At 42.5% G+C, this 25135-nt stretch carries 23 protein-coding genes; 22 read left to right on the plus strand and 1 reads right to left on the minus strand.

Features of this window, described 5'->3' with window-relative positions; translation table 11 throughout:
• The first annotated feature begins 34 nt into the window (after nucleotides 1-34).
• From LI288_RS04300 to LI288_RS04365, 14 genes are all read left to right on the plus strand, one after another.
• Nucleotides 35-1603, plus strand: coding sequence for an NAD(P)H-hydrate dehydratase (locus LI288_RS04300; RefSeq protein WP_227089548.1), 1569 nt, complete (start codon nucleotides 35-37; stop codon nucleotides 1601-1603).
• Nucleotides 1604-1665: 62 nt separating this feature from the next.
• Nucleotides 1666-2856, plus strand: coding sequence for an alanine racemase (alr, locus tag LI288_RS04305; protein ID WP_227089549.1), 1191 nt, complete (start codon nucleotides 1666-1668; stop codon nucleotides 2854-2856).
• Between the two features lie 74 nt (nucleotides 2857-2930).
• Entirely contained in the window at nucleotides 2931-3296 is a 366-nt protein-coding gene (locus tag LI288_RS04310; RefSeq protein ID WP_022432790.1) for a type II toxin-antitoxin system PemK/MazF family toxin, read from the plus strand.
• Between the two features lie 144 nt (nucleotides 3297-3440).
• On the plus strand, nucleotides 3441-4334 hold the full coding sequence (locus tag LI288_RS04315) for a hemolysin family protein (RefSeq protein WP_022432789.1): 894 nt from the start codon (nucleotides 3441-3443) through the stop codon (nucleotides 4332-4334).
• Complete coding sequence (locus LI288_RS04320; protein WP_227089550.1) at nucleotides 4327-5616, plus strand: O-acetylhomoserine aminocarboxypropyltransferase/cysteine synthase family protein; 1290 nt, start codon at nucleotides 4327-4329, stop codon at nucleotides 5614-5616. Before LI288_RS04315 ends, LI288_RS04320 begins: the two co-directional genes overlap by 8 nt.
• Before the next feature lie 61 nt (nucleotides 5617-5677).
• Nucleotides 5678-7492, plus strand: a complete 1815-nt coding sequence (locus LI288_RS04325; protein WP_227089551.1) for a GGDEF domain-containing protein — start codon at nucleotides 5678-5680, stop codon at nucleotides 7490-7492.
• Nucleotide 7493: 1 nt separating this feature from the next.
• The gene (locus tag LI288_RS04330; protein ID WP_227089552.1) at nucleotides 7494-8279 is read left to right on the plus strand and encodes an ABC transporter permease; all 786 of its coding nucleotides are present in this window, start codon (nucleotides 7494-7496) and stop codon (nucleotides 8277-8279) included.
• A 2-nt stretch (nucleotides 8280-8281) separates the two neighbouring features.
• Entirely contained in the window at nucleotides 8282-8866 is a 585-nt protein-coding gene (locus LI288_RS04335) for an ATP-binding cassette domain-containing protein (RefSeq protein WP_227089553.1), read from the plus strand.
• Between the two features lie 77 nt (nucleotides 8867-8943).
• Nucleotides 8944-9435, plus strand: coding sequence for an acetolactate synthase small subunit (gene ilvN / locus LI288_RS04340; protein WP_022432784.1), 492 nt, complete (start codon nucleotides 8944-8946; stop codon nucleotides 9433-9435).
• Between the two features lie 33 nt (nucleotides 9436-9468).
• Nucleotides 9469-10494, plus strand: a complete 1026-nt coding sequence (gene ilvC / locus LI288_RS04345) for a ketol-acid reductoisomerase (RefSeq protein WP_227089554.1) — start codon at nucleotides 9469-9471, stop codon at nucleotides 10492-10494.
• 235 nt (nucleotides 10495-10729) lie between these two features.
• The gene (locus tag LI288_RS04350; protein WP_227089555.1) at nucleotides 10730-11476 is read left to right on the plus strand and encodes an adaptor protein MecA; all 747 of its coding nucleotides are present in this window, start codon (nucleotides 10730-10732) and stop codon (nucleotides 11474-11476) included.
• A gap of 20 nt (nucleotides 11477-11496) precedes the next feature.
• On the plus strand, nucleotides 11497-12222 hold the full coding sequence (locus LI288_RS04355; RefSeq protein ID WP_022432781.1) for an ABC transporter ATP-binding protein: 726 nt from the start codon (nucleotides 11497-11499) through the stop codon (nucleotides 12220-12222).
• A 9-nt stretch (nucleotides 12223-12231) separates the two neighbouring features.
• On the plus strand, nucleotides 12232-13149 hold the full coding sequence (locus tag LI288_RS04360; RefSeq protein WP_227089556.1) for a SufB/SufD family protein: 918 nt from the start codon (nucleotides 12232-12234) through the stop codon (nucleotides 13147-13149).
• A 183-nt stretch (nucleotides 13150-13332) separates the two neighbouring features.
• Complete coding sequence (locus tag LI288_RS04365) at nucleotides 13333-14445, plus strand: S66 family peptidase (protein WP_227089557.1); 1113 nt, start codon at nucleotides 13333-13335, stop codon at nucleotides 14443-14445.
• A 66-nt stretch (nucleotides 14446-14511) separates the two neighbouring features.
• On the opposite strand, the gene LI288_RS04370 is transcribed toward LI288_RS04365, so the two are convergent.
• Nucleotides 14512-15696, minus strand: coding sequence for a nucleotide sugar dehydrogenase (locus LI288_RS04370; RefSeq protein WP_227089558.1), 1185 nt, complete (start codon nucleotides 15694-15696; stop codon nucleotides 14512-14514).
• Between the two features lie 217 nt (nucleotides 15697-15913).
• Between LI288_RS04370 and LI288_RS04375 the strand changes: the two genes are divergently transcribed.
• From LI288_RS04375 to LI288_RS04410, 8 genes are read left to right on the plus strand one after another with little or no spacing between them, the layout of a single operon-like run.
• Nucleotides 15914-17383 carry a sensor histidine kinase gene (locus LI288_RS04375; RefSeq protein ID WP_227089559.1) on the plus strand — a complete coding sequence of 490 codons (1470 nt, stop codon included), beginning with the start codon at nucleotides 15914-15916 and terminating at the stop codon, nucleotides 17381-17383.
• Nucleotides 17380-18453, plus strand: a complete 1074-nt coding sequence (locus LI288_RS04380) for a response regulator (protein ID WP_227089560.1) — start codon at nucleotides 17380-17382, stop codon at nucleotides 18451-18453. The genes LI288_RS04375 and LI288_RS04380 overlap by 4 nt, the downstream gene beginning before the upstream one ends.
• 12 nt (nucleotides 18454-18465) lie before the next feature.
• The gene (locus tag LI288_RS04385; protein ID WP_227089561.1) at nucleotides 18466-19269 is read left to right on the plus strand and encodes a CheR family methyltransferase; all 804 of its coding nucleotides are present in this window, start codon (nucleotides 18466-18468) and stop codon (nucleotides 19267-19269) included.
• 23 nt (nucleotides 19270-19292) lie between these two features.
• On the plus strand, nucleotides 19293-20321 hold the full coding sequence (locus LI288_RS04390) for a protein-glutamate methylesterase/protein-glutamine glutaminase (protein WP_227089562.1): 1029 nt from the start codon (nucleotides 19293-19295) through the stop codon (nucleotides 20319-20321).
• A gap of 27 nt (nucleotides 20322-20348) precedes the next feature.
• Nucleotides 20349-20741: a response regulator transcription factor gene (locus LI288_RS04395; protein WP_227089563.1), complete on the plus strand. Its 393-nt coding sequence runs from the start codon at nucleotides 20349-20351 to the stop codon at nucleotides 20739-20741.
• 19 nt (nucleotides 20742-20760) lie between these two features.
• Nucleotides 20761-22905 (plus strand): chemotaxis protein CheA, encoded by a 2145-nt coding sequence (locus LI288_RS04400; RefSeq protein WP_227089564.1) that lies wholly within the window; start codon nucleotides 20761-20763, stop codon nucleotides 22903-22905.
• A gap of 25 nt (nucleotides 22906-22930) precedes the next feature.
• Entirely contained in the window at nucleotides 22931-23464 is a 534-nt protein-coding gene (locus tag LI288_RS04405) for a chemotaxis protein CheW (protein ID WP_227089565.1), read from the plus strand.
• A 5-nt stretch (nucleotides 23465-23469) separates the two neighbouring features.
• Complete coding sequence (locus LI288_RS04410) at nucleotides 23470-24777, plus strand: methyl-accepting chemotaxis protein (RefSeq protein WP_227089566.1); 1308 nt, start codon at nucleotides 23470-23472, stop codon at nucleotides 24775-24777.
• Nucleotides 24778-25135: the final 358 nt, after the last annotated feature.

The following is a 25135-nucleotide window of genomic DNA, read 5'->3' on the forward strand; positions in this document are numbered from 1 at the left end:
GCGGCTTTTTGTTTTACAGGGCAGGAGGGTGTTTATGAAGAAATTAATGAATGGTGCGCAGATGAAAATGATTGATGTGTATTCGATTCAGGAGGTGGGGATTCCTTCACTGGTTTTGATGGAGCGGGCGGCACTTTGTGTGACGGAGGCGGTGCTTGAAAAGATTAAAAAGACGGATAAGGTGCTGTGCGTGTGCGGAAGCGGCAATAACGGTGCGGATGGCATGGCGGTAGCACGTCAGCTGACAGAACGTGGAATTTCGGCAGAGGTGTATACGACAGCAGAGGAAGGAAAAGGAACAGAAGAGTTAAATCGGCAGCGTGCGATTTTGCAGAAACTGGGAATTGTGTTTGTGAACGACATTCCTGCTGGTGAATATAATTGTATTATAGATGCTGTTTTTGGCATCGGTTTATCAAGAACAATTACAGGCAGATATGAACAGATTATTGCAAAAATCAATGCGGCAAAGGATACGGGAAGCCTGATTGTGGCAGTAGATACGCCATCGGGAATTAATGCCGGGGACGGACAGGTCATGGGCTGTGCCGTAAGGGCAGACATGACGGTCACCTTCGGCTTTGCAAAATGCGGGCTGTGCCTGTATCCGGGAAGAAAATACGCAGGAGAACTGTGTGTTGCCAATGCCGGTTTTGCCGACGTCCGCACAATTCCAGAAATCTGGGAGCAGGCGGCATTTACAATGGAAGATACAGACATTGCGGCTTTTTTTGACCGTCCGGCGGATACGAATAAGGGCAGCTACGGAAAGCTGCTGATTGTGGCAGGCTCTGAAAATATGGCGGGAGCGGCAGCACTTTCTGCAAGGGCGGCATACCGTACCGGCTGCGGACTTGTGAAAGTTTTCACACACGAAAACAACCGTACCGTTGTATTAACGCATGTGCCGGAAGCGGTTATGGTAACATATAAAGATACCGCAGATATAAAAGAAAAGCTTGCAGGGGAGCTGGACTGGGCAGACTGCGTGGTGGCAGGACCGGGGCTTTCCAAATCAGATACGGCAAAAGAAATTGTAGCCGAGATGATAGCCTATCAGCCTAAAAGAGAAAAAAGGCTTCCGGTGCTTCTGGATGCAGACGCATTAAACATCATTGCTGAAAACAGAAAACTGTTAAGCGGGATTGCAGAGAATGAAGGCAGCTCCAAGCAGTACGTGTATACGCCGCATATGGGGGAAGCAGCAAGACTGTCCGGCAAAAGTATCGCTCAGTTAAAAGAAACGTCCTGTGAATCCGCAAAGGAGCTGGCACAAAAACTGTGCGGAGTCTGCGTTTTAAAAGATGCGGCAACGGTCGTATCGGATGGTAGCCGCATTTATATTAATACTTCCGGCAACTCCGGTATGTCAACGGCAGGCGCAGGCGATACGCTTACGGGGATTCTTGCAGGGAGCGTGCTTGCCGGGCGGACACAGAAGAACGGAAAAGAAAATGCTTCATACGAATTTTTTGAAAAAATCTGCATGGGGGTCTATCTGCATGGCAGGGCAGGCGATGCGGCAGCAGACAGATTTGGCAATGCAGGCATGAAAGCCATGGACATTGCAGATGCAGTGGCAAATGTGCTTAAAGAGAACTAGACATTTTTTGAAGTTGTTGTATAATACTAAGAAGCAAATACATAAGTCTGAGGAAAAGGAAAATGAAGAATAATAAGTATTATAGAGTATATGCAGAAATTAATTTAGATGCTATTGTGAAAAATGTTGATAATCTGATGGCACTGACAAAGGAAAATACGGGCGCACTTGCAGTTGTAAAGGCAGACGGCTACGGACACGGCGATGTCGCAGTGGCAAAAGCAGTTGCGCAAAAAGTAACGGGCTATGCCGTGGCAACACTTGATGAAGCAGTCAATCTGCGTGAAAACGGTGTGAAAAAGCCGATTCTGGTGCTGGGGTATGTAGATCCGTACGAGTTTGATATTCTGGTATCCCATGAAATTACGGCAACCGTATTTGATGTGGAAACGGCACAATTACTTGCAGATGCTGCAAGGGTGCAGAAAAAACAGGCACACTGCCATATCAAAGTTGATACCGGTATGCGAAGAATCGGACTGGAACCGGATGAGAATGGTATTGCCATTGTAAAGCAGATTACGGCATTAAAGGAATTGTCCGCAGACGGCATTTTTACACATTTTGCGGCATCGGATGAAACTGACAAGACATCGGCAGAACATCAGTTTAAATTATTTATGGATTTTACAGGACGTCTTGAAAAAGAAGGAATCCATTTTACATACAGACACTGTGCAAACAGTGCGGCAGTGATTGATATGCCGCAGGTGGACCTGGATATGGTAAGACTGGGAATTGCCATGTATGGCATGTATCCGTCAGATGAGGTCAAAAAAGAAAAGGTGGAATTATTCCCGGCACTGGATTTAAAAAGCCATATTACGATGGTAAAAGAAATTCCGGCAGGCGAAAAGGTCAGCTACGGCGGTACATTTACAACGACAAGAACCACAAAGCTTGCGACCGTTTCAGTCGGTTATGGTGACGGTTATCCAAGGGCTTTATCGTCTAAAGGATATGTTTTGGTCCGGGGTCAGAAAGCCCCGATTGTCGGCAGGGTCTGCATGGATCAGATGATGGTAGACGTAACGGATATTAAAAATGTCACAAGAGCGGATATTGTCACGTTGATTGGAAAAGATGGTGATGCAGAGATTACAGTGGAAGAAATCGCAGCACTGGCAGGTACATTTAATTATGAATTTGTCTGCGATCTGGGCAAGCGGATTCCACGCAGCTATTATCTGAACGGAGAATATATCGGAACACATGACTGTTTCCGCGAAAACTGGAATTTGAAAAATTTATAAAAAATGAATACACGCCCGCAAGCTGGAAATACTAAGCATATAAACAAAAAGTGCTTTGGGGAGTGTGAATAATTTTGGTAATCAGACGAGGAGATATTTTTTATGCGGATTTAAGACCGGTTGTCGGTTCGGAACAGGGCGGTGTCAGACCGGTGCTTATCATACAGAACGATACAGGAAACAAACACAGCCCGACAGTTATCTGTGCTGCAATTACATCAAAAATGAACAAGGCAAAGCTGCCTACCCATGTAGAGATTGATTCCATGCGGTATGATATTGTCAAAGATTCAGTGATTCTTTTAGAACAGCTGCGGACAATTGATAAAAAAAGATTAAAGGATAAAGTGTGTCATTTAGACAATGAAATTATCAGTCAGGTGAATAAGGCACTTTATATTAGTCTTGAAATGGGGAACAGCCTGGCAGGACGTAAATAAATGCGCCTTATGGCGCGACTGGCAGGCTGTATTTATTGACTATATAAGGATGTATATGATATAATTGTTAACGAATTTATAATGATTCTGGTATAATGTCAGAAATTTTACAAAAAGAGATTTATAAAGGAAGGAAAATTTAAAATGAATGATGCGCACCCCGCGGATGGGAACGAAGGACTGCTTTCAGCTTTATTCCGTAAGCTTGGAACAAGAGGGAAAAGAGATGATGATGTAACCGGTGAAGAAATCAAAGACATGGTCAATGAAGGACATGAACATGGTGTACTGAATGAAAATGAAGCCGAGATGATTAACAATATTTTTGAATTCGGTGAAAAACAGGCACAGGATGTCATGACACACCGTAAAAGCATTGCAGCAATTGACAGTACGGCGACCGTACAGGAAGCTTTTGATTTCATTATGAATGAAAGTTATTCCCGTTATCCGGTGATAGATGGGGATATTGATAATATTATGGGAATTTTGCATATACGGGATTTATTAAAAGTATATGTAGACGAACAAAAACGCTGTAAACAGCTGTCAGAAATCAAAGACCAGGTGCTTTTTGATGCGTATTACATACCTGAAACAAGAAATATCAGTCTGTTGTTTAAAGAAATGCAATCTAAAAAGGTACATATAGCGGTTGTTGTTGATGAATACGGACAGACCGCAGGCATTGTAACGATGGAAGATATTCTTGAGGAAATTGTAGGAAATATTCAGGATGAATATGATGAGGAAGAAGAGCTGATCAGCCGTATGGATGACGGTTCGTATATGATTGACGGTCAGACAACTTTGGAAGAACTGGAAGAATTGTTTAATATTCATTTTGAATGTGAAGATATTGATACAATTAATGGCTATATGATATATAAGCTTGGAAAGATTCCGGAAGAACAGGAGCAGTTTCAAATGGAATGCGGCGGATATCTGTTTGATGTGGCAGAGGTCGCAGACAAGATGATTCGCAAAGTCAGAGTGACAAAAATACAGGAGAAGGAGCAGACAACAGAAAATGAGTAATTACAGAATTGAAACAAAGTGTATTCAGAGCGGATGGGAGCCAAAGAATGGAGAACCGAGAATTCTTCCGATTATCCAGAGTACAACGTTTAAGTATGAGTCCAGTGATGAGATGGGTGCATTGTTTGATCTGGAAAAGGAAGGATATTTTTATTCAAGATTACAGAATCCCACGAATGATTATGTTGCGAAAAAGATTTGTGATTTAGAGGGAGGTTATGCGGCGATGCTGACAGCCTCCGGTCAGGCTGCCAATTTCTACGCAGTGTTTAATATCTGTGAAGCGGGTGATCACTTTATCAGTACGTCAGCCATCTATGGCGGTACGTTTAACCTGTTTGGTGTAACAATGAAAAAACTGGGAATTGATGTGACATTTGTAGATCCTGAAGCAACAGAGGAAGAGATTCAGGCGGCGTTCCGTCCGAATACAAAGTGTATTTTTGGCGAAACGATTGCCAATCCGGCACTCGTTGTTCTTGATTTGGAAAAGTTTGCAAAGCTTGCCCATAAAAACGGTGTACCGTTTATTGTAGACAATACCTTTGCAACACCGGTTAACTGTCATGCGTTTGACTTTGGCGTGGATATTGTGACACATGCGACGACAAAGTATATGGATGGACATGCAGCAACAATCGGCGGCTGTATCGTAGACAGCGGTAATTTTGACTGGGAAAAATATGCAGATAAGTTTCCGGGACTGACAACACCGGATGAATCTTATCACGGCGTGATTTATACACAGCGTTTTGGCAAAGGGGCTTACATTACCAAGGCAACCAGCCAGCTGATGCGTGATCTGGGGTCTGTACAGTCACCGGAAAATGCGTTCTTAATTAATCTCGGTCTGGAAACGCTGGCGCTGCGCATGGAAAGACATTGCAGTAATGCGCTTGCGGTAGCAAAATTTTTAGAGAACAATGAGCATGTGGCATGGGTTAATTACGCAGATCTGGAAAGCAGTAAATATCACGCATTACAGCAGAAATATATGCCTAATGGTACATGTGGGGTTATTTCCTTTGGTTTAAAGGGTGACAGGGCAACGGCAGTGAAATTCATGGATCATTTAAAAATGATTGCCATTGTAACCCACGTTGCGGATGCAAGGACATCTGTTCTTCATCCTGCAAGCCATACACACAGACAGTTAAGTGACGAACAGCTTGCAGAGGCAGGCGTTCAGCCGGATTTAATCCGTCTTTCAGTGGGCATTGAAAATGTGGCGGATATTATTGATGATATTCAGCAGGCATTAGAGGTGACATTTGCATCGTAAAGCTGTGGCTATAAGGAAAATGTAATCTTAAAGCCGCATGAGTGGCAAAGGGGGTGTCAAAATGTCTGGGGAAATAGACGGAAAAACAGAAAGTGGAACACCGGAGGCAAATTTTACATTAAGCAATAATTTTGCAGTTGTAATGGGCGATGAACGTTTTTACAGGCTGTTTGGGGAAAAAACACTTTATACATTTAATATGCTTATACATCCAAAGGATCGTCAGGATTTCGAATCGTTTATGGAATCGGAAGATGTTGCAGCTTATGCGGTTGTACGGTGTATGACCGCAAATGATTCATATCGCTGGTTTATGCTGGAAAAAAATAATGAACAGGTAAAATCGGAGCAGATGACCAATATTCACTTGAAGGATATTTGTCTGGTCAGTGCCAGGTTTGGTTTGTATATGGATCGTATCCGGAAATATCGTGCAGTGATGAATATGATTCAGGATAAAATGTTTGAATATAATCACCACACCGGAATTTTTACAATATACTGTTATGTCAACAACCGTTCTGAGATTATTGAAAAAGACGATTTAAAAGCATGGGAAGAACGCATGATGCGTCTGGGCTTTATTGATGAAAAACAGCAGGCGGCATTCAGACAGCTCTGTGATAATATACAGGCAGGCTCTGAAAGCTTTGCGACGACCCTGCGTACAACACTGATGTCTAAAGGGGAACGCATGGATGTTCTGCGTTTCAGGGGACAGACCATTTATAATGGAGAAGAACGTGTGCTTACCATAGGATTGATTACAGAGCAGGGAAACCGTATGACAGGTACAGACATTTTACTGGATTCGGCAGTTGTCAATCAGGATTCCGCAACAGGAGTCCTGAATAAAAAAACGGTGACAGATGAAGCAACGGCAGCGATTAATCTTGCCAATGTGGCGGGCTGTGACCACAGTATGTATCTGATGGTGTGGGATATCGATGACTTTAAACAGGTCAATGATACCTATGGACACTATTTCGGTGATGAGGTTATTAAGCATCTGGCGACAGAGCTGAACCGCGCAGTGGCAAACCGTGGATTGGTAGGCAGAATCGGCGGCGATGAATTTTTAGTACTGCTAAAAGAAGCAAACGGAGAAGATACTTTGAGAAGTCTGCTAAAGGCGGTCCGCAAAAAGCTGAAAGTGGATCTGGCACAGGAAAAGCCGGATTATGAATTTTCAGCATCCATCGGTATTTCCCAGTACGGAAAAGATGGAACGGATTATGAAACACTGTTTAAAATCGCAGACGGTGCATTGTATATTGCCAAAGAAAAGGGAAAAGACCGGTTTATCGTATATGATAAGGAAAAACACGGACATCTGCTGACAGAAGACGGATACTGTCATAAAAAGACAGCGGGTGTTGATTTTATGCGTCCGATTGATAAGGTGGAGCTGTCAACGAATCTGATGCTGAAAGTTTTCAACGGCGGTATGGATGTGGCAGAGGAAGTGCTGATGGAGCTTATGGATAAGATGAATATTCATGGCATGACGATTTATAAGGCACCGTCCATGGAATGCCGGAAAACGCTGGGGCATTATGAAAAAGAGCCGGGAACACAGCTTTGTCTGTCGGAAGAGAAGTATCTTGCACGTTTTGATGAGCATCATATTCACGTGATTAATAATACCGCATCCATAGCAGTTGAGTATCCACAGGTTTACGAACATTTTAAGCAGAATAATATTGGTTCGGCGCTGCAGTTTTCATGCATGTTAAATGGACAGCTGTGGGCAGTTTTTGAATTTGATATATTCGGCGCAAACCGCAGAAAGTGGTGTCAGGATGATATTTCGGCGATTTACAGTGTAGTAAAGGCGATTGCAGATGTATATAAAAAATTCTATGAGCAGAAATAGAATGCTTTCTATTATAAAAAAAGCAGGAATTATTGGAATCTGGCTGGTAATCTGGCAGATTGCAAGCAGTGTAACAGGACTGGCGTTTCTTCTGCCGGGTCCTGTTACTGTTTTTTTGGCGCTTGGAAAAGCCCTTTGTACGCGTGCATTTTACCGGGTCGTTTTTCACAGCTTTATTAAAATCAGTGCCGGTTTTTTGGCTGCGCTGCTGGCGGGACTGGTACTGGGCAGTATTGCAGCGGTAAAAAAAGGTGTGCAGTCCTTTTTGGAACCGTTGGTGTTATTGATGAAGGCTCTGCCGGTGGCAGCATTTATTATTGTGATGCTGATCTGGTTCGGTTCGCAGAATGCGGCGGTTACGATTGGATTTATGGTTGTATTTCCAATGGTTTATCAGGCAGTGCTTGAAGGTGCTTGTGCAGCGGATACAAAACTGCTTGAAATGGCGGCGGTTTTTGAACTTTCACCGGTAAAAAAGGTGCGTTATATTTATGTGCCGCAGATTATGCCGTTTCTAAATGCGGCAGTCAAAACGGCAGCAGGCATGTGCTGGAAAGCGGGAGTGTCTGCGGAGGTAATCGGACTGGTGAAAAATTCCATCGGGGAAGAGCTGTATTATGCAAAACTGTATCTGATGATGCCGGAATTATTTGCGTGGAGTATTACGATTATGTGCATCAGTTTTCTGTTTGAGAAGCTGGCTGTTGCGCTGATCAGGCAGTGCGGCAGGGTAATATCAGGTGATATACATGGCAGCGGGAAGGAACAGGACAGATGCAGAAGCTGAGGATGGAACATATATATAAAAGTTATGGACAGGCAGTGGTTCTGCAGGATTTTTCGTATGCTTTTACACCAGGTGGCATAACCTGTATTATGGGAGAATCCGGAGCAGGGAAAACAACGCTTTTAAGACTGCTTATGGGGCTTGAAAAGGCAGATTCCGGTATTATTACCGGGTTTGATAAAGTATCGGCGGTTTTTCAGGAGAACCGTCTGATAGAACATTTAAATGCTGTTGAAAATACGGCGCTGGTGATAAAAGACAGGAATGCAGGAAAATGTGCATATGAACAGCTTTTGCAGCTTCTTCCCAAAGAAGCACTTTTAAAGCCTGTCAGAGAATACAGCGGCGGCATGAAACGGCGTGTGGCACTGGTGCGGGCGATGGCGGCAGACAGTGAGATTGTACTGTTAGATGAGCCGTTTACAGGGCTTGACAGCCGGAACAGCAAAAAAGCCGCAGAATATATCCTGTCGGAGCAGAGAGGCAGAACGGTTATTTCCGTTACACATGATATGGAAATGTGCAAAATGCTCGGGGCGGGCATTTGCTTATTGACAAGTGGCAAAGCAGTTGCTACAATATTGTGAGTGACAAAATTCCACAATATTTGGAAAATCAAACTGCCAGTAAAGTTCTGACAGGGTTCTGAAAATGGAGGGAAAAGATGAGACATGCAGTTTTTTCTATTCTTGTTGAAAATTCATCCGGCGTATTAAGCCGTGTGGCAGGGTTATTCAGCAGAAGAGGTTACAATATAGACAGCCTTACAGTAGGTGAAACACAGGATCCGAAGTATTCCCGCATGACGGTTACCGTTACCGGGGATGACGATGTTTTAGAGCAGATTCAGAAGCAGCTTACAAAGCTGGTGGATGTAAAAGAAATTATGGAACTTCCACAGGATGCATCTGTGTGCAGGGAACTTGTTCTGGTTAAAGTAGAATGTGATGCAGCGCACCGTCAGGAGATTATTGCAATCAGTGATGTCTTCCGTGCAAAAATTGTAGATGTATCGCCGGAGTCGGTAATTATTGAACTGACTGGCGCACAGAATAAGCTGAATGCGTTTATTGAGTTACTTAATGGTTTTAAAATTACAGAACTCGCAAGAACAGGTATTACCGGACTTGCAAGAGGCGCTGCAAATTTAAAATAAATATTTTAGTTATCATACGGAGGTAATTGTAAAATGGCAGAAGCAAGAATTTTTTATCAGCAGGATTGTAATTTATCATTACTTGACGGTAAGACAATCGCCATTATCGGTTATGGCAGCCAGGGTCATGCACATGCTTTAAACTTAAAGGATTCAGGATGCAAGGTCATTATCGGTCTTTACGAGGGTTCTAAGTCATGGAAGAGAGCTGAGGAGCAGGGCTTTGAAGTATTCACAGCAGCAGATGCAGCTAAGAGAGCCGATATTATTATGATTCTGATTAATGATGAAAAACAGGCTAAGTTATATAAGGAATCAATCGAACCAAATCTTGAACCGGGCAATATGTTAATGTTCGCTCATGGTTTCAACATTCATTTTGGTCTGATTAAGGCTCCTAAGGGCGTAGATGTTACAATGATCGCACCAAAGGCTCCTGGACATACAGTACGTTCTGAATATCAGGCAGGTAAGGGTACACCTTGTCTTGTAGCTGTTGAACAGGATGCAACAGGTAAGGCACTTGATATGGCACTGGCTTATGCACAGGGTATCGGAGGAGCAAGAGCCGGTGTTCTTGAAACTACATTCAGAACAGAAACAGAAACAGACCTTTTTGGTGAGCAGGCAGTTCTTTGCGGTGGTGTTTGCGCATTAATGCAGGCTGGTTTTGAAACACTCTGCGAAGCCGGATATGATCCAAGAAATGCATACTTTGAATGTATCCATGAAATGAAGTTAATCGTTGACTTAATCTATCAGTCAGGTTTTGCAGGAATGAGATATTCTATCTCTAACACAGCAGAATATGGTGATTACATTACAGGTCCTAAGATTATCACAGAGGATACAAAGAAGGCTATGAAGAAAATTCTTTCTGATATCCAGGATGGTACATTTGCGAAGGAATTCTTATTAGATATGTCAGAAGCAGGTGGACAGGTTCACTTCAAGGCTATGAGAAAGTTAGCTTCAGAACATCCATCAGAAGCTGTTGGTGAAGAAATCAGAAAGCTTTATAGCTGGAATGATGAATCAGATAAGTTAATCAATAACTAATCGTAATACATAACGAGGTCAGGGCGGCTGTGTTTTGCACAGCCGTCTTTTTAAGTTATGCAGATTTTCAAGGGTGCCAATATTTTAAAAACCGGAAAACGGAGCGAGGGACATGTTTTGACAGAAAAATATAAAAATTTTATATTTTTAGGATTTTTTTGTTTTGTATTCTGTGTTAAAATAATTTTGTATACAGCAGGCAGCGGAAGCAATGCTGCCCGGAAATGGAGTTTTTATGGAATTTAAAAGAATAGATGATACGAAATTCCAGTGTTTATTAGATGAAGATGATTTAGAAGATAACAATATTTCACTGGATGATTTTTTTAGAAATGATACAAAGAAGATTCACGGACTGCTCGATGTAATATTAGAAGAAGCACAGAAATCAATTGGCATTATGATGGATGGCGGTGTGATGTCTTTACAGCTGGCACCACAGCCAAATCATACCATCCTGCTCACTATTTCGTCCGGACACGATGAATTCAGCGATATGATCAGAAATGCAGGAAAGATGATGACAGACAGGATTTTATCGGATATCCACGATGCGGGCAGCAATGTTATTAAAAAAGAAGATGCCGGTGATGCAATCAAGTCAGCACCGTTTGTTCCGGTAGAAAAATTAGAGGAGCAGCTTAAAAATAAGCTGAAAAAAACAGCAAAACAGCAGGAAGGCCAGATGATTGCCATTTACCGTTTTGCATCAATGCAGGCAGTAGAGGAATTTGCACAGAATTGTCCAAAGACATGGGGATTAAAGAACAGTCTTTATAAGCATAAAGAACAGGCATGTTTTTATTATATTGTAGAACGTACAAGATGTGCACAGGAAAAATATCAGTATATCTGCGATTTATTAACGGAATATGGCGGATATGTTTCATCGAAAAAGGAAACAGCGGCATATATCATGGAACATTGTGAAATACTGATAGAAAATAATGCTGTCAATATTATGAAAAAATATTGTATGTAAAGCAGGAAATGAGGAGAAACATGTTAGAATTACAAAATATCGGATATGCTGTTGAAGAAGGAAATACAAGAAAAGAGATTTTAAAGAATATCAGCTTAAAGATAGATGACCGTTTTGTAGCAATTACAGGTCCAAACGGCGGAGGAAAGTCTACACTTGCCAAAATTATTGCAGGCATTAATAAGCCGACAAGCGGTAAGATTTTACTGGATGGTGAAGATATTACAGATTTATCCGTTACGGAGCGTGCTAATAAAGGAATTAGTTTTGCATTTCAGCAGCCGGTCCGTTTTAAGGGACTGACCGTACGGGATTTAATTACGCTTGCAAAAGGTGAAAAGATTTCTGTAGCAGAGGCCTGTTCATATTTATCAGAAGTCGGATTGTGTGCGAAGGATTATATCAACCGCGAAGTGAACGCATCATTATCCGGAGGCGAATTAAAAAGAATTGAAATTGCGATGATTATTGCCCGGGGAACGAAGCTGTCATTATTTGATGAACCGGAAGCGGGGATTGACCTTTGGAGTTTTAACAACCTGATTAAAGTATTTGAAGGTATGCACGAGAAAATTAACGGTTCAATCCTGATTATTTCCCATCAGGAACGCATTTTAAATATTGCAGATAAAATTATTGTGATATCTGATGGACAGGTGGCGGCACAGGGAACGAAACAGGAAGTGCTGCCGAAGCTTTTAGCTTCATCCGAAGCCTGTGAAACACTGATGAATAAGCTGGTATAGGAGGTAGGAATGGACGAGATACAAAAAAGTCTGCTCGAAAAGATTGCGGACATTCATGAAGTGCCGGAAGGCGCATATAATATCCGCTCAAACGGACAGTTAGAAGGCAGAAATACAACAGCCAATATTGATATTGTAACCAAAAAGGACGAACCGGGCATTGATATTATTATCAAACCGGGTACAAAAAATGAAAGTGTGCATATTCCGGTTATTTTAAGTGAAAGCGGCTTAAAGGATATGGTGTACAATGATTTTTATATTGGAGAGGGTGCAGATGTAACCATTGTTGCAGGCTGTGGCATTCATAACTGCGGTGTAGATACATCGGAACATGACGGAATCCATACATTTTATATCGGTAAAAATGCAAAGGTAAAATATATTGAAAAGCACTACGGCGAAGGGGATGGTGCAGGTGAGCGTATTCTAAATCCGACGACGATTGTGCATATTGAAGACGGCGGCTATATGGAAATGGAAACGACCCAGATTAAGGGTGTGGATTCCACGGTGCGCGATACAAAGGCAGACCTGGCAGACGGTGCAACGCTTGTTATCAAGGAAAAGATTATGACACACGGACGCCAGACGGCAGAAACGAATTTTACGGTAGAGTTAAACGGTGTAGACTCCAGTGCCAATGTGATTTCACGTTCTGTTGCCAAGGGTGAATCCAAGCAGGTGTTCAATTCAAATATCTGCGGAAATAATCAATGCTATGGTCATACAGAATGTGATGCGATTCTGATGGATAATGGTCATGTCAAGGCAGTTCCGTCATTGGAAGCCAACAATCTGGATGCAAGTCTGGTACACGAAGCAGCAATCGGAAAAATTGCCGGTGATCAGTTAATCAAGCTGATGACACTCGGATTAACGGAAGCGCAGGCAGAGGAACAGATTATTAACGGGTTTATGAAATAATGTGCGCAAGCAATGAGCCGTGCCAGCTGAAAGCAGAAAAAAGAGCTGTGCTAGCACAAAGCTCTTTTTGATGGTTTCTGCTGATAGGGCGAACGCCCGACAGTCCAGGAAAGCAAGGCTTTCCTGGACATACACGGCGAAAATTGGTGAGTGGACGGATTGAGAAAGAGTGGATCAGATAGAATGAGATATCCAGCATATTTAAAGAAAAACGGAACAATCGGATTTGTGGCGCCGTCCTTCGGGTGTGCCACTGAACCGTATAAAAGTGCATTTGAAAGCGCACTGGCTGCATTTCATGAAATGGGCTATCAGACGATGCTTGGACCCAACTGCTACGCGGCAGAGGGGCTCGGTATCAGTAATACACCACAAAAATGTGCGGCAGAATTACAGCAGATGTATGAAACCCCCGAAAATAATATTCTGTTATCTTGTGGCGGCGGTGAACTGATGTGCGAGATCCTGCCGTATATCGACTGGGAAGCGATAAAAAAAGCACCGCCGAAGTGGTTTGCGGGCTATTCGGACAATACGAATTTCACTTTTTTGCAGACGACAATGGCAGATACAGCATCCCTTTATGCGCCATGTGCGGGTGCATTCGGCATGAAGCCGTGGCACAGGGCAGTGCAGGATGCTTTCGGGGTACTGACGGGTACATTGGAAGAAACGGCAGGTAACAGCGGAACAGAACGTGAAAGTGCAGCTGATGGACAGAAAAAAATGCCTGAAAGAAAGATTACAATAACGGATTATGATTTATGGGAAAAAGAATCTTTAAAATCCGAAGAAAATCCGACAGCACCGTATCATGCCACGGAAAAGTCCGTACTGAGGGTATACAGTGAGGACGGTACGGTAACAACACAGACACGGGTATCGGGCAGGCTGCTTGGCGGCTGTATGGACTGCCTTGTAAATTTTACAGGGACATTGTTTGATAAGGTGGCAGAGTTTCAGAAAAAATACCGTGATGACGGCATTTTATGGTTTCTGGAAAGCTGTGATTTGAATGTGATGAGCATCCGCCGTGCCATGTGGCATATGAAGCAGGCAGGCTGGTTTGAGAATACCAAGGGATTTCTGATAGGACGTCCGTTGCAGTTTGGACAGGAAATGATGGGCTTAGATCAGTACGAAGCGGTGATGGGCATTGTAAGGGAATATCACGTGCCGGTCATTATGGACGTAAGTATCGGACACCTCCCGCCTTCCATGCCGGTTATCTGTGGCAGTCTGGCAGAGGCAGTAGTGCATGAAAATAAGCTGACACTGGAGATGCGACTGCGGTAATGAAAAAATGAAGTATTTTTTGTCGTCAAGTAACACGGGACAAAAAATACTTCATTTTTTTCGCTCTTAATCGCGCAGATAAATATCTCTTGTATAGACTTTATCTTTTACATCGTCTAAAACAGAATCGTAGCGGTTCGTGACGATGACGTCAGAAGCTTTCTTAAATTCATCCAGATTTTTTATCACTTTAGAATTACAGAACTTATCTGTATCAATGGATGGTTCGTAGATAATAACTTCCACTCCCTGCGCCTTGATACGTTCCATAATACCGAGGATGGAGCTTTGACGGTAGTTGTCTGAATGGGTTTTCATTGCAAGGCGGAACAGTCCGACAACATTTGGATTCATATCTAAAATGCGCTCTGCAATAAAATCCTTCCGCGTACTGTTGGCGGCAACTATCGCCGACATAATGTTGTTTGGCACGTTTTTGTAGTTGGCAAGCAGCTGTTTGGTGTCCTTTGGCAGACAGTAGCCGCCGTATCCAAAGGATGGATTGTTGTAATGTGTGCCGATTCGCGGGTCCAGTCCGATACCCTCAATAATCTGTTTGGAATTTAATCCGCGCACATCTGCAAAGGTATCCAATTCGTTAAAGAAAGAAATGCGGAGTGCGAGATAGGTATTGGCGAATAATTTAATTGATTCTGCCTCAGTTGTTTTTGTAAAAAGCACCGGAATGTCGGTTTTAATTGCACCTTCGCTTAATAGTCCGGCAAATTTTTTGGCACAGTTTAATAAATCCGGCTGTTCACTGTCGCAGCCTACGATAATCCGGCTTGGATAGAGATTGTCGTATAATGCCCTGCCTTCCCGTAAAAATTCTGGTGAAAATAAGATTTTTTCATATCCGATTTTGGCAATTAACTCGCGGGTGTATCCGACAGGAACCGTTGATTTGATGACAATTGCGGCGTTAGAGCCACAGGATAGCACATCCGATACAACCCGTTCTACGGAACTGGTGTCAAAATAATCTTTTTTTGAGTCATAGTTTGTGGGTGTGGAGATAATGACATAATCCACAGCTTTATAGACAGAACATCCGTCCGTTATTGCAGTCAACTGCAACGGGTGACCGGAAAGATATTCTTCGATTTCTTTATCTGCAAAAGGAGAAATCCGCTGATTAATTTTGTCAATTTTATCCTGGATAATATCTATTAAATAGACTTCATGGTGCTGGGCAAGTAAAATGGCGTTTGACAACCCCACATATCCGGCACCGACAACTGCGATTTTCATAATTGTTCAAATGAACCTCCTCAATATAATAGCATTAGTTTAGCACAAAAGTACCGTAGAATCAAATTTATAAATAAAATAGTATTAAAACATAAGTAATTAGATATTGATAAATAAAAATAAATATTGTATACTAAATTTAACTTTTTTGCGCTTGTGTTTAGAAATTTATTTTACTTTTGGGGAAAAGTATGAGGCTTTAGGGAAGGACAGCGCTATGGGAGATGCAATGGCAATGCGTTCCCTGCTTGAAAACAATCTGGGGATGATTATTGCATTTGACGGGCAGGGGACCGTGACATTTTTGAATGGTATTGCAAGAGAGGAACTGGATTACCGGCAGGGAAAGAAAAAGATTTCTGTTGAAGATATTTTTCCAACGTTAATCAGGGAAAACTGCAATTATGATGAATATGTAAATTCAGTACAGGGACAGTTAATCAAGACTGTGGCATATCGTAAGAATAATACGTGTTTTCCGGTGATGATACGTTTTTCAAAATTGTTTTTTGAAGATGTCGGACAGATTAATGCCGTAGCAGGGCTGAATATTCAGGATGAAGAAGATGCAATCCGTGAATTAAAAAAAGTTGAGCAGGAGATGGAGCAGAATTTAAAGGCACGTGACAGTTTTGTGGCAAATATTACCCATGAACTGCGTACGCCGGTCAATGGAATTAAAGGTCATGTAAAAAATCTGCTGGATCTGGAAACAGAGCCATCTAAGAAATCCACACTGGGTATCATTATCCAATGCTGTAACAATATGGAGAAAATTATTAATAATCTGCTGGATTTTTCAAAAATGGAGGCAGGCAAATTTGAAATCTGTGAAAAACCGTTTGAATTCAAAAGCTGTGTCAATCAGGCGATGGATACCAACCGGCCAGTGGCAAATCAGAAAGGGCTGCATTTTCATGCGTTTGTAGCAGAAGACGTGCCGCAGACGGTTATCGGGGACGAATTAAGGATTACACAGATTATGAACAATCTGCTGTCCAACGCATTGAAGTTTACTTCAATGGGGGCGGTGACACTGGAGGTTTATAAAACACATCAGCGTGAAGATGTTGTTGAACTGACATTTTTTGTAACCGATACCGGAATCGGTATTGATGCGCAGGGCAGGCAGAAGCTGTTTCAGAGTTTTTCGCAGGCGGATGATTCGATTACGAGAAGATACGGCGGAACGGGTCTGGGACTGTATGTCACTAAACAGCTGGCAGAGCAGATGCACGGACATATTGAAGTAGAAAGTGAACCGGGCAGGGGCAGTACATTCAGCTGTGCAATTAAGGTCAAAGTACCTGTACAGGCGGTGGAGCAGGAAAAGGAACAGAATATTGAGTTTGATATTTCTAACTTGAAGAATCATCTGCTGGGAACGCAGGCAAAGAGCCGGATGGAACAGGTTTATATGTATGGAAGCGCAGCTAACAGGCGGGAACTTGCCATCAATATGGAAAAACTGGTTTTGTGCATCGAGATGGAAAACTGGGAAAAGGCAGAAGGGTTTGCGGAAAATATTAAAACGCTTTGTGCAGAATCCGGGGAGCAGACATTAAAGAGCAGGACATTTCGTCTGCTGATGGCAGTCCGGAAAGAAGATTATAAGCAGGCAATCGGATATTCGGAAGAAATCCGTATAATTTTAAAACTAAAAGAACCGGGGGCAGAAGGTGTATGAAGCAGAATGATAAACAAATACCGGTAATTTTGATTGTTGATGATGTGGAAGTCAATGCAAGATTATTAAAAAAGATGGTTGAAAAAATGGGATATCAGGGGCTGACTGCAACAGGCGTAAAAGAGGCGGTCAGTCAGATGCAGAACGAACTTCCGCAGCTGATCTTGCTGGATATTATGATGCCGGATATGAGCGGTTACCAGTTTTGCGAATTATTAAAAGAAAATCCGGATACAAAGGATATTCCTGTCATCTTTGTATCGGCAGCCAGCGAGCTTGATGATAAAATGAAGGGCTTTCAGGTGGGGGCGGTTGATTTTATCAGTAAACCGTTTGACTATGGCGAAGTGGCAATGCGGGTTAATACACATTTAAAAATGTATCAGATGAAGCAGGAACTTGAAGACAGTAACCGCAGACTGAGCATTATTGTTAGTGAACAGGCAAAAAAATATGATGAAGAACAAAAAAGACTGTTAAAGGCACTGGCAAAGATTACGGAAGGCAGTAATGCAACCGGTATGACAAAACATCTGGAAAATGTGGCATATAATGCAAGACTGCTGGCACAGGCATTAAATTTTACGGAAAAGTATGAAAACCAGATTTCTAAAACTTATATTGAAGCAGTGGAGCTTGCCGGTGCGGTACATGATATCGGAAAACTGACCGTTCCGAAAGAAATTCTTGATAAGCCCACAAAGCTTACGGAAACAGAGTGGGAGATTATGAAGCACCATACGGATAACGGGGATGAATTAATACGGGCGGCATATCCGGATGTAGAGGATAATACATTTGTCAAGGTGGCATGTGATGTGGTGCGGTCCCATCATGAGGACTGGGACGGAAGCGGATATCCTGACGGTTTAAAGGGCAGTGATATTCCGCTGAGTGCGCGGATTGTAAAAATCGTGGATGTTTATGACAGTATTTTGTCAGACCGGTGTTACAGGAGTGCGTACACCAAAGAGGAGTCGTTAGCTTATATGAAACAGGGAAGTAAAAGCCGGTTCGACCCATATATTCTGGAGGTATTTTTAAAGATTGAGAAGCAGCTGAGAAAGTAGCGGGGAAAAGCGATGACAGATGAAGAATTTTCACGCATTGTAAAATATACGGCGGTGCGTTACGGGATTAATTTATATCACAAAAAAGTCATGGTAGAGGGACGGCTTTCCAATTATCTGGCGGCAAACGGATTTAAAAGTTATACGGAATATATGGATCGGGTGGAAGCAGATTACACCGGGCAGGAAGCCCAGAATCTGATAAATATCCTTACGACAAATCACACATATTTTATGCGGGAGCCTGAACATTTTGAGTTTTTTAAAAATGTGATTCTGCCGGAATTAAAAGAACAGGAAAAGACTGGAATGGATTTACGGATATGGTCTGCGGCGGCATCGTCAGGACAGGAACCATATACGATTGCCATGATACTCAAAGATTTTTTGGGACCGGAGTATAATGCATGGGAAACTTCCGTGCTGGCAACGGATATTTCAAGAAAAGTACTGGACAGCGCGGTGAACGGTATTTATAGTGCAGAGCAGATTAGTACACTGCCTGTCTGGTGGAGGAACAGTTATTTTGTGCCGCTGCCCGATGGAATGTATCAGGTGAAAAAAGAACTGCGCCAGCAGGTGGTTTTCAGACAGTTTAATCTGATGAATCCACTGCCGTTTAAGAAAAAAATGCATGTGATTTTTTTGAGAAATGTCATGATTTATTTTGACGAAACGACCAAGAGAAAACTGGTTCAGCGACTTTATGAATTTTTAGAGCCGGGCGGTTATCTGATTATTGGCAGTACAGAGAATATCGACAGAAGCGCAGTGCCGCTTGTTTATGTCCGACCGTCCATATTCAGGAAAGAATAAATATAGGGAGGAAATACAAAACGATGAAAAAAATAAAAGTTCTGATTGTAGAGGACTCCCTGATGTTCCGGCAGATTTTAGTCCGGAATCTTATAACAGACCCAATGTTAGAGGTTGTGGCACAGGCCTCAGACCCTTATGAAGCAAGAGATGCCATTTTAAAATACGAACCGGATGTGATGACGCTGGACATTGAACTGCCGCGAATGGACGGCATTGAATTTTTAAGGAAACTGATGCCGCAGTATCCGCTGCCGACCGTGGTAATCAGCGCATTAAGCGACAGGGTATTTGATGCGATGTCGGCAGGTGCTGTGGAATTTGTCAATAAGCCGTCAGGAATGACAGCGGAGCAGATTGCAGAATTTATCAGGGGAGAACTGATTACAAAGATAAAAATTGCATCTACAATACAGGTTGGAAAACTAAAACGGGTAGGAAGCCACAGTTTCAGGCAGAATGGGTATGGCACAGGAGCCGGAACGGTTGTTGCAATCGGTGCATCAACGGGCGGGACGGAAGCCATTTATGAGGTTGTCAGGCGTTTTCATCAGGATATACCGGGAACGGTTATTGTGCAGCATATGCCGCCGGGATTTACCAAAATGTATGCGGAGCGGTTAAATAACCAGTGCCGCGTGGTGGTACGGGAAGCAAAAACCGGGGACAGGGTTGTGCCGGGACAGGTGTTAATTGCCCCCGGAGATGCCCATATGCGGCTGTTAAAAGTCAACGGTGAATATCAGGTGGAATGCAGAAGCGGACCGAAAGTCAACGGACACTGTCCGTCAGTAGATGTCCTCTTTGAGTCGGTAGCAAAAGCAGCAGGAGCGGGGGCGGTTGGCATTATCCTTACAGGAATGGGAAATGACGGCGCAAAGGGATTGCTTGAGATGAGAAGGGCAGGAGCAAAAACAATCGGGCAGAACGAAGCCAGCTGTATTGTATATGGCATGCCAAAAGCGGCATATGATATCGGAGCAGTACAGCAGCAGGCAGAATTAACGCAGATTGCACAAAAAACGTATGATTGTCTGGAAACAGTCAGATAAAATATAGATGGAAAAGAGGGTGCAAAAATGAGAATTTTAATTGTTGAGGATGATTTTGCAAGCAGAAAGTTTATGATGAATTTTATGTCGGCATATGGGGACTGTGACGGCACGGTAGATGGCATGGAAGCGGTTGAAGCGTATATGATGGCGCTGGAAGATGAACAGCCGTATGACTTAATCTGCTTAGATGTCATGATGCCGGTCATGGATGGATATCAGGTCTTAAATACTATCCGGAATATGGAAAAACAGCGTGGTATCGAAGGCGATGACCGCGTAAAGATTATTATGATGACGGCATTAAATGAACAAAAAAATGTAAGAAAAGCCTTTGAAATGGGCTGCACGGTTTATTGTGCGAAGCCGGTTGATCTGGATAAATTAAAAAATGTGTTAAAGAAATTGAAACTGATATAATATCACAGGAGGAGAAGAAATGGCAGAAGATTTTAGTGCAGACGGCATGCTGGATATGTATCTGTATGAAAACGGACAGCTGCTTGAACAGCTGGAAGCGACAACCCTTGAAAAAAAGGACGCGGACAGCTTTGATGAAGCAGATATCAATGAGTTTTTCAGAGTCATGCACACCATTAAAGGTTCGTCAGGGATTATGATGTTTGATGACATTATGAAGCTTGCGCATAAGCTGGAAGATGTGTTTTATTTTATCAGGGAATCCAAGCCGGACAACGTTCCGCACATGGAGCTGGTAGAACATATTTTTCAGGTGTCGGATTTTATATCGGCAGAATTTGATAAAATCAGGGACGGGGGTGACCCGGACGGTGATGCCAAAGAACTGATTGATGAACTGGATGTGTTTTTGAAAAAAATTAAAAATGAAGCAACGGAGGATGGTAAAGAACTGCCGCCGGCAAATGTGCAGGAGCCGCCAAAGCAGTTTTATATTGCACCGGTAGCAACAGAAAACAGTAAGTTTTACAGAATTCACATTTTCTATCGTGCGGATACGCAGATGAGCAATCTGAGGGCGTACACGGCAGTGTATTCGTTAAAAGAAATTGCGGAGGATATTTTATATAAGCCGGAGGACATTGTTACGAATGAAGCTTCGGCAGATGTGATTTTAGCAGACGGTTTCCAGATGATGCTGCAGACCCAGAGCAGTAAGGAGAAAATTGAAAAGCTGATTGACGGGTCGGGTGTTGAAAAAATTGACATTACAGAGTGTACGCCGGATGAATACATTAAAGGCTTTGAAGCGCCGGTGATTGTCAATAACGGAAAGGTTATCGACCTGGATTCCGATGTGGAAACCATTGAAGCACGGGTGCAGAAGGAACAGGAAGCAAAAAAAAGCGAAGAACCAAAGCCCGGCGATTATGTTATTAAGACCAAAGAACCGGGAAAGCCAAAACAGCTGGCAAAAACCCGGAAGGAAAAACCGGCGGCGCAGACATTTATCAGTGTAAATGTGGCAAAAATGGATATGCTCATGGATTTAATCGGTGAGATTGTCATTGCAGAGTCGGTTGTTTTACAAAATCCTGATTTAAAAGTGCCGGGATTAAGCCTGAATAACTTTAACAAGGCAGCGGCACAGCTGACAAAGTTCACCTCGGAATTACAGGACGTCATTATGTCCATGCGGATGATGCCGCTTACCAATACATTCCAGAAAATGAACAGGATTGTATTTGATGCGTCCCGTAAGGTCGGCAAAAACATTGAATTAAAGATGATTGGTGAAACAACGGAAGTAGATAAAAATATTATTGAACATATTTCGGATCCGCTGATGCATATGATCCGGAATTCTGTAGACCACGGTATTGAGGAAAAGGAAGAACGGGCGGCAGCAGGAAAGCCGGAAAAAGGTGTCATTACGCTGGAAGCCAAAAATGAAGGTGGAAAAGTTTTTCTTTCGGTATCCGATGACGGCAAGGGCATGGACCCGGACAAGCTGTTTGCAAAAGCAAAAAAGAGCGGGCTGATCCCGCCGGAAAAAACGCAGAGCGATTATACGCGAAAGGAGATTTATCAGTTTGTTACATATCCGGGATTTTCAACGAAAGAAAAGGTTACAGAGTTATCTGGCAGAGGTGTCGGCATGGACGTTGTTGTGAAAAATATCCAGTCAGTCGGTGGACAGCTGGATATTGACAGTGAACTGGGTAAGGGTACAACCATGACCTTAAAAATCCCGCTGACACTGGCAATTATCGAAGGGATTGTCATGCGGGTCGGGGAATCTATTTTTGTTATTGAATCCGGTTCAATTAAAGAATTTTTAAATGTTAAAGAAAGTGATATGGTCTATGAGCCGGGTGGAGAAGAATATGTGATGATTCGCGGGGAGTGTTTCCCGGTTGTGCGGTTAAGCCGCAAATATCATCTGGAACACGCCAAAGAAGATGTCAGTGACGGTATTATGATTCTGGTCGAACACGAAGATAAAAAAATGTGCGTTTTTGTAGATCATCTGATTGGCGGACAGGAAATTGTAGTAAAACCAATCCCATCGTATATCAGAAAAGTACCGGGGTTATCAGGTTGTACACAGCTTGGTGACGGTAGTATTGCATTGATTATTGATGTGGGTGGATTGCTTATATAAGATGCGCAGAAAGGAGGACATAACAATGGCAGAAGAAATCATCAAAGAAGACAATCCGGAGGAAGAAGATACTCAAAAAGGCAAATATATGACATTCAAATCGGGACATGAATATTTTGGTATTGAAATCCGGTATATTAATGAAATTATCGGTATGCAGAGTATTACGGCAATTCCGGAGGTAGAGCCGTATATTAAAGGACTGATTAATCTTCGCGGAAAAATTATTCCGGTGATTGATGTACGGATTCGTTTTAATCAGGAACCGTTTCAGTACACAGACAGAACCTGCATTATCATTATTAATGTAAAATCAACAGTTGTGGGGCTGATTGTAGAAACAATTGCAGGGGTGGAACAAATCGACGAATCGGATATTGAACCGCCGCCAACCATATCAACAGGCAGCACGAAAAATAAATATGTATATGGACTGGGAAAAACGGGGAATTCTGTAAAGCTGCTTTTAGACCCTGAGAAACTGATTAAAGATGAAGATATTGCGGCATTTGAAGAAATGACGGAACAATTTTATCAAAAATTAAAACAAGTTATGTAGTGGCCATGATTGAATTGATGGTATTAACAGGTATCTGTTTTGGATTGACAACGGGAAAGCTTCAGATTGCACGGGGACAGCAGTATCACGGAGTGGGAATGATCTGCCTGATTCTGCTGGATGTGATGATTGTTATTGGCTGTATTTATTCCGTTTCAACGGTAATCGGCTGTATCAGGAAGCCGCTTGAAGAGTTAAAAAAGTCATCAACAGAGCTTGCAGCCGGTAAAGTCGATGTTGAACTGAAAAAATATTACAATGATGAAATCGGCGAAGTGCTAGATGTGTATGCAAAAATTATTAAAAATACCAAAGAAAATGCAATGCTTGCACAAAAAATTGCCAACGGGGATTTAACGGTAGAAGTGCTTCCACATTCAGTAGAAGATGAACTGGGGCGGGCCTTAAAGGAACTGGTTGAAAATAATAATAATGTATTAACAGGCATTAAAGAATCCAGCTTTCAGCTTTCCGCAGGTGCCGAACAGGTGGCAGGCGCAAGCCAGGCACTTGCACAGGGATCAACACAGCAGGCAAGTGCGATTGAGCAGATTACAGCTTCCATGAATGAAATTGCAAAGGAAACCAATGAAAATGCGACACAGGCAACAACAGGCAATAAGCTGATTCATGAAGTTGGCGAGGAAGCAAAGAACGGCAATGAGCAGATGCACAATATGATTGAAGCCATGAACGACATCAATACATCTTCCCACAACATTTCAAAGGTTATTAAAGTGATTGATGACATTGCATTCCAGACCAACATTTTAGCATTGAATGCAACGGTTGAAGCGGCAAGAGCCGGAGCGCACGGCAAAGGTTTTGCGGTTGTAGCGGAAGAAGTGAAAAATCTGGCAGAAAAGAGTGCGGCGGCAGCCAATGAAACCGCAGAAATGATTCAGTCTTCTATTGATAAGGTAGAAGAAGGGGTAAAGATTGCCGATGAAACAGCAGCTTCTCTTACAAAGATTGTAGAAAGCCTTGAAAATGTCGTGGAAATCATCAGCAGTATTGCAACGACTTCCAATGAACAGGCAACAGCCGTAGCACAGATTAATCAGGCAATTATGCAGGTTTCACAGGTTATCCAGACCAATTCTGCAACCAGTGAACAATGCGCAAGCGCCAGTGAAGAACTTGCAAACCAGTCACAGGCACTAAGAGATACCATTTCCAGATACAAATTAAAGGAAAATACATACAGAAATCCGATGTATGCAGATTCTTACAATAGAAGAAACAGTTATATGCCACAGGCAGGAAACAATGAGCAGATTATTTCTTTAGATGGGGATTTTGGTAAGTATTAAAGTGAATTACGGATGAATAATGTGTAAACAGGTGCGGCGGGCTGCATAATGCAGACCCGCCGCCATTAATAGGGGAAAGTGTTTACAAGCAAAGGATCGGTCATAGTGGGAAGCTATATAAAGGACGTTCCCTCCGCTTGTATGAAAATATGAAAAAGTGTATGAAAAAAGCTTATCGCCTTTCAACGATATTTATAATACGGCATAAATGTGACCAAAAGAAGTCCATATTATGAAATAAATATGTCTTTTATGTATTCTGTGTTATCTGTTTATTATCAGAAAAAATGTAAAACAAAAATAAAAAACAAAACAAAAAATGCTTGACATTTATAACAACATGTATTAAACTAAATAT

This window comes from Lachnospira pectinoschiza (assembly GCF_020564355.1).
Classification (GTDB): Bacteria; Bacillota; Clostridia; order Lachnospirales; family Lachnospiraceae; genus Lachnospira; species Lachnospira intestinalis.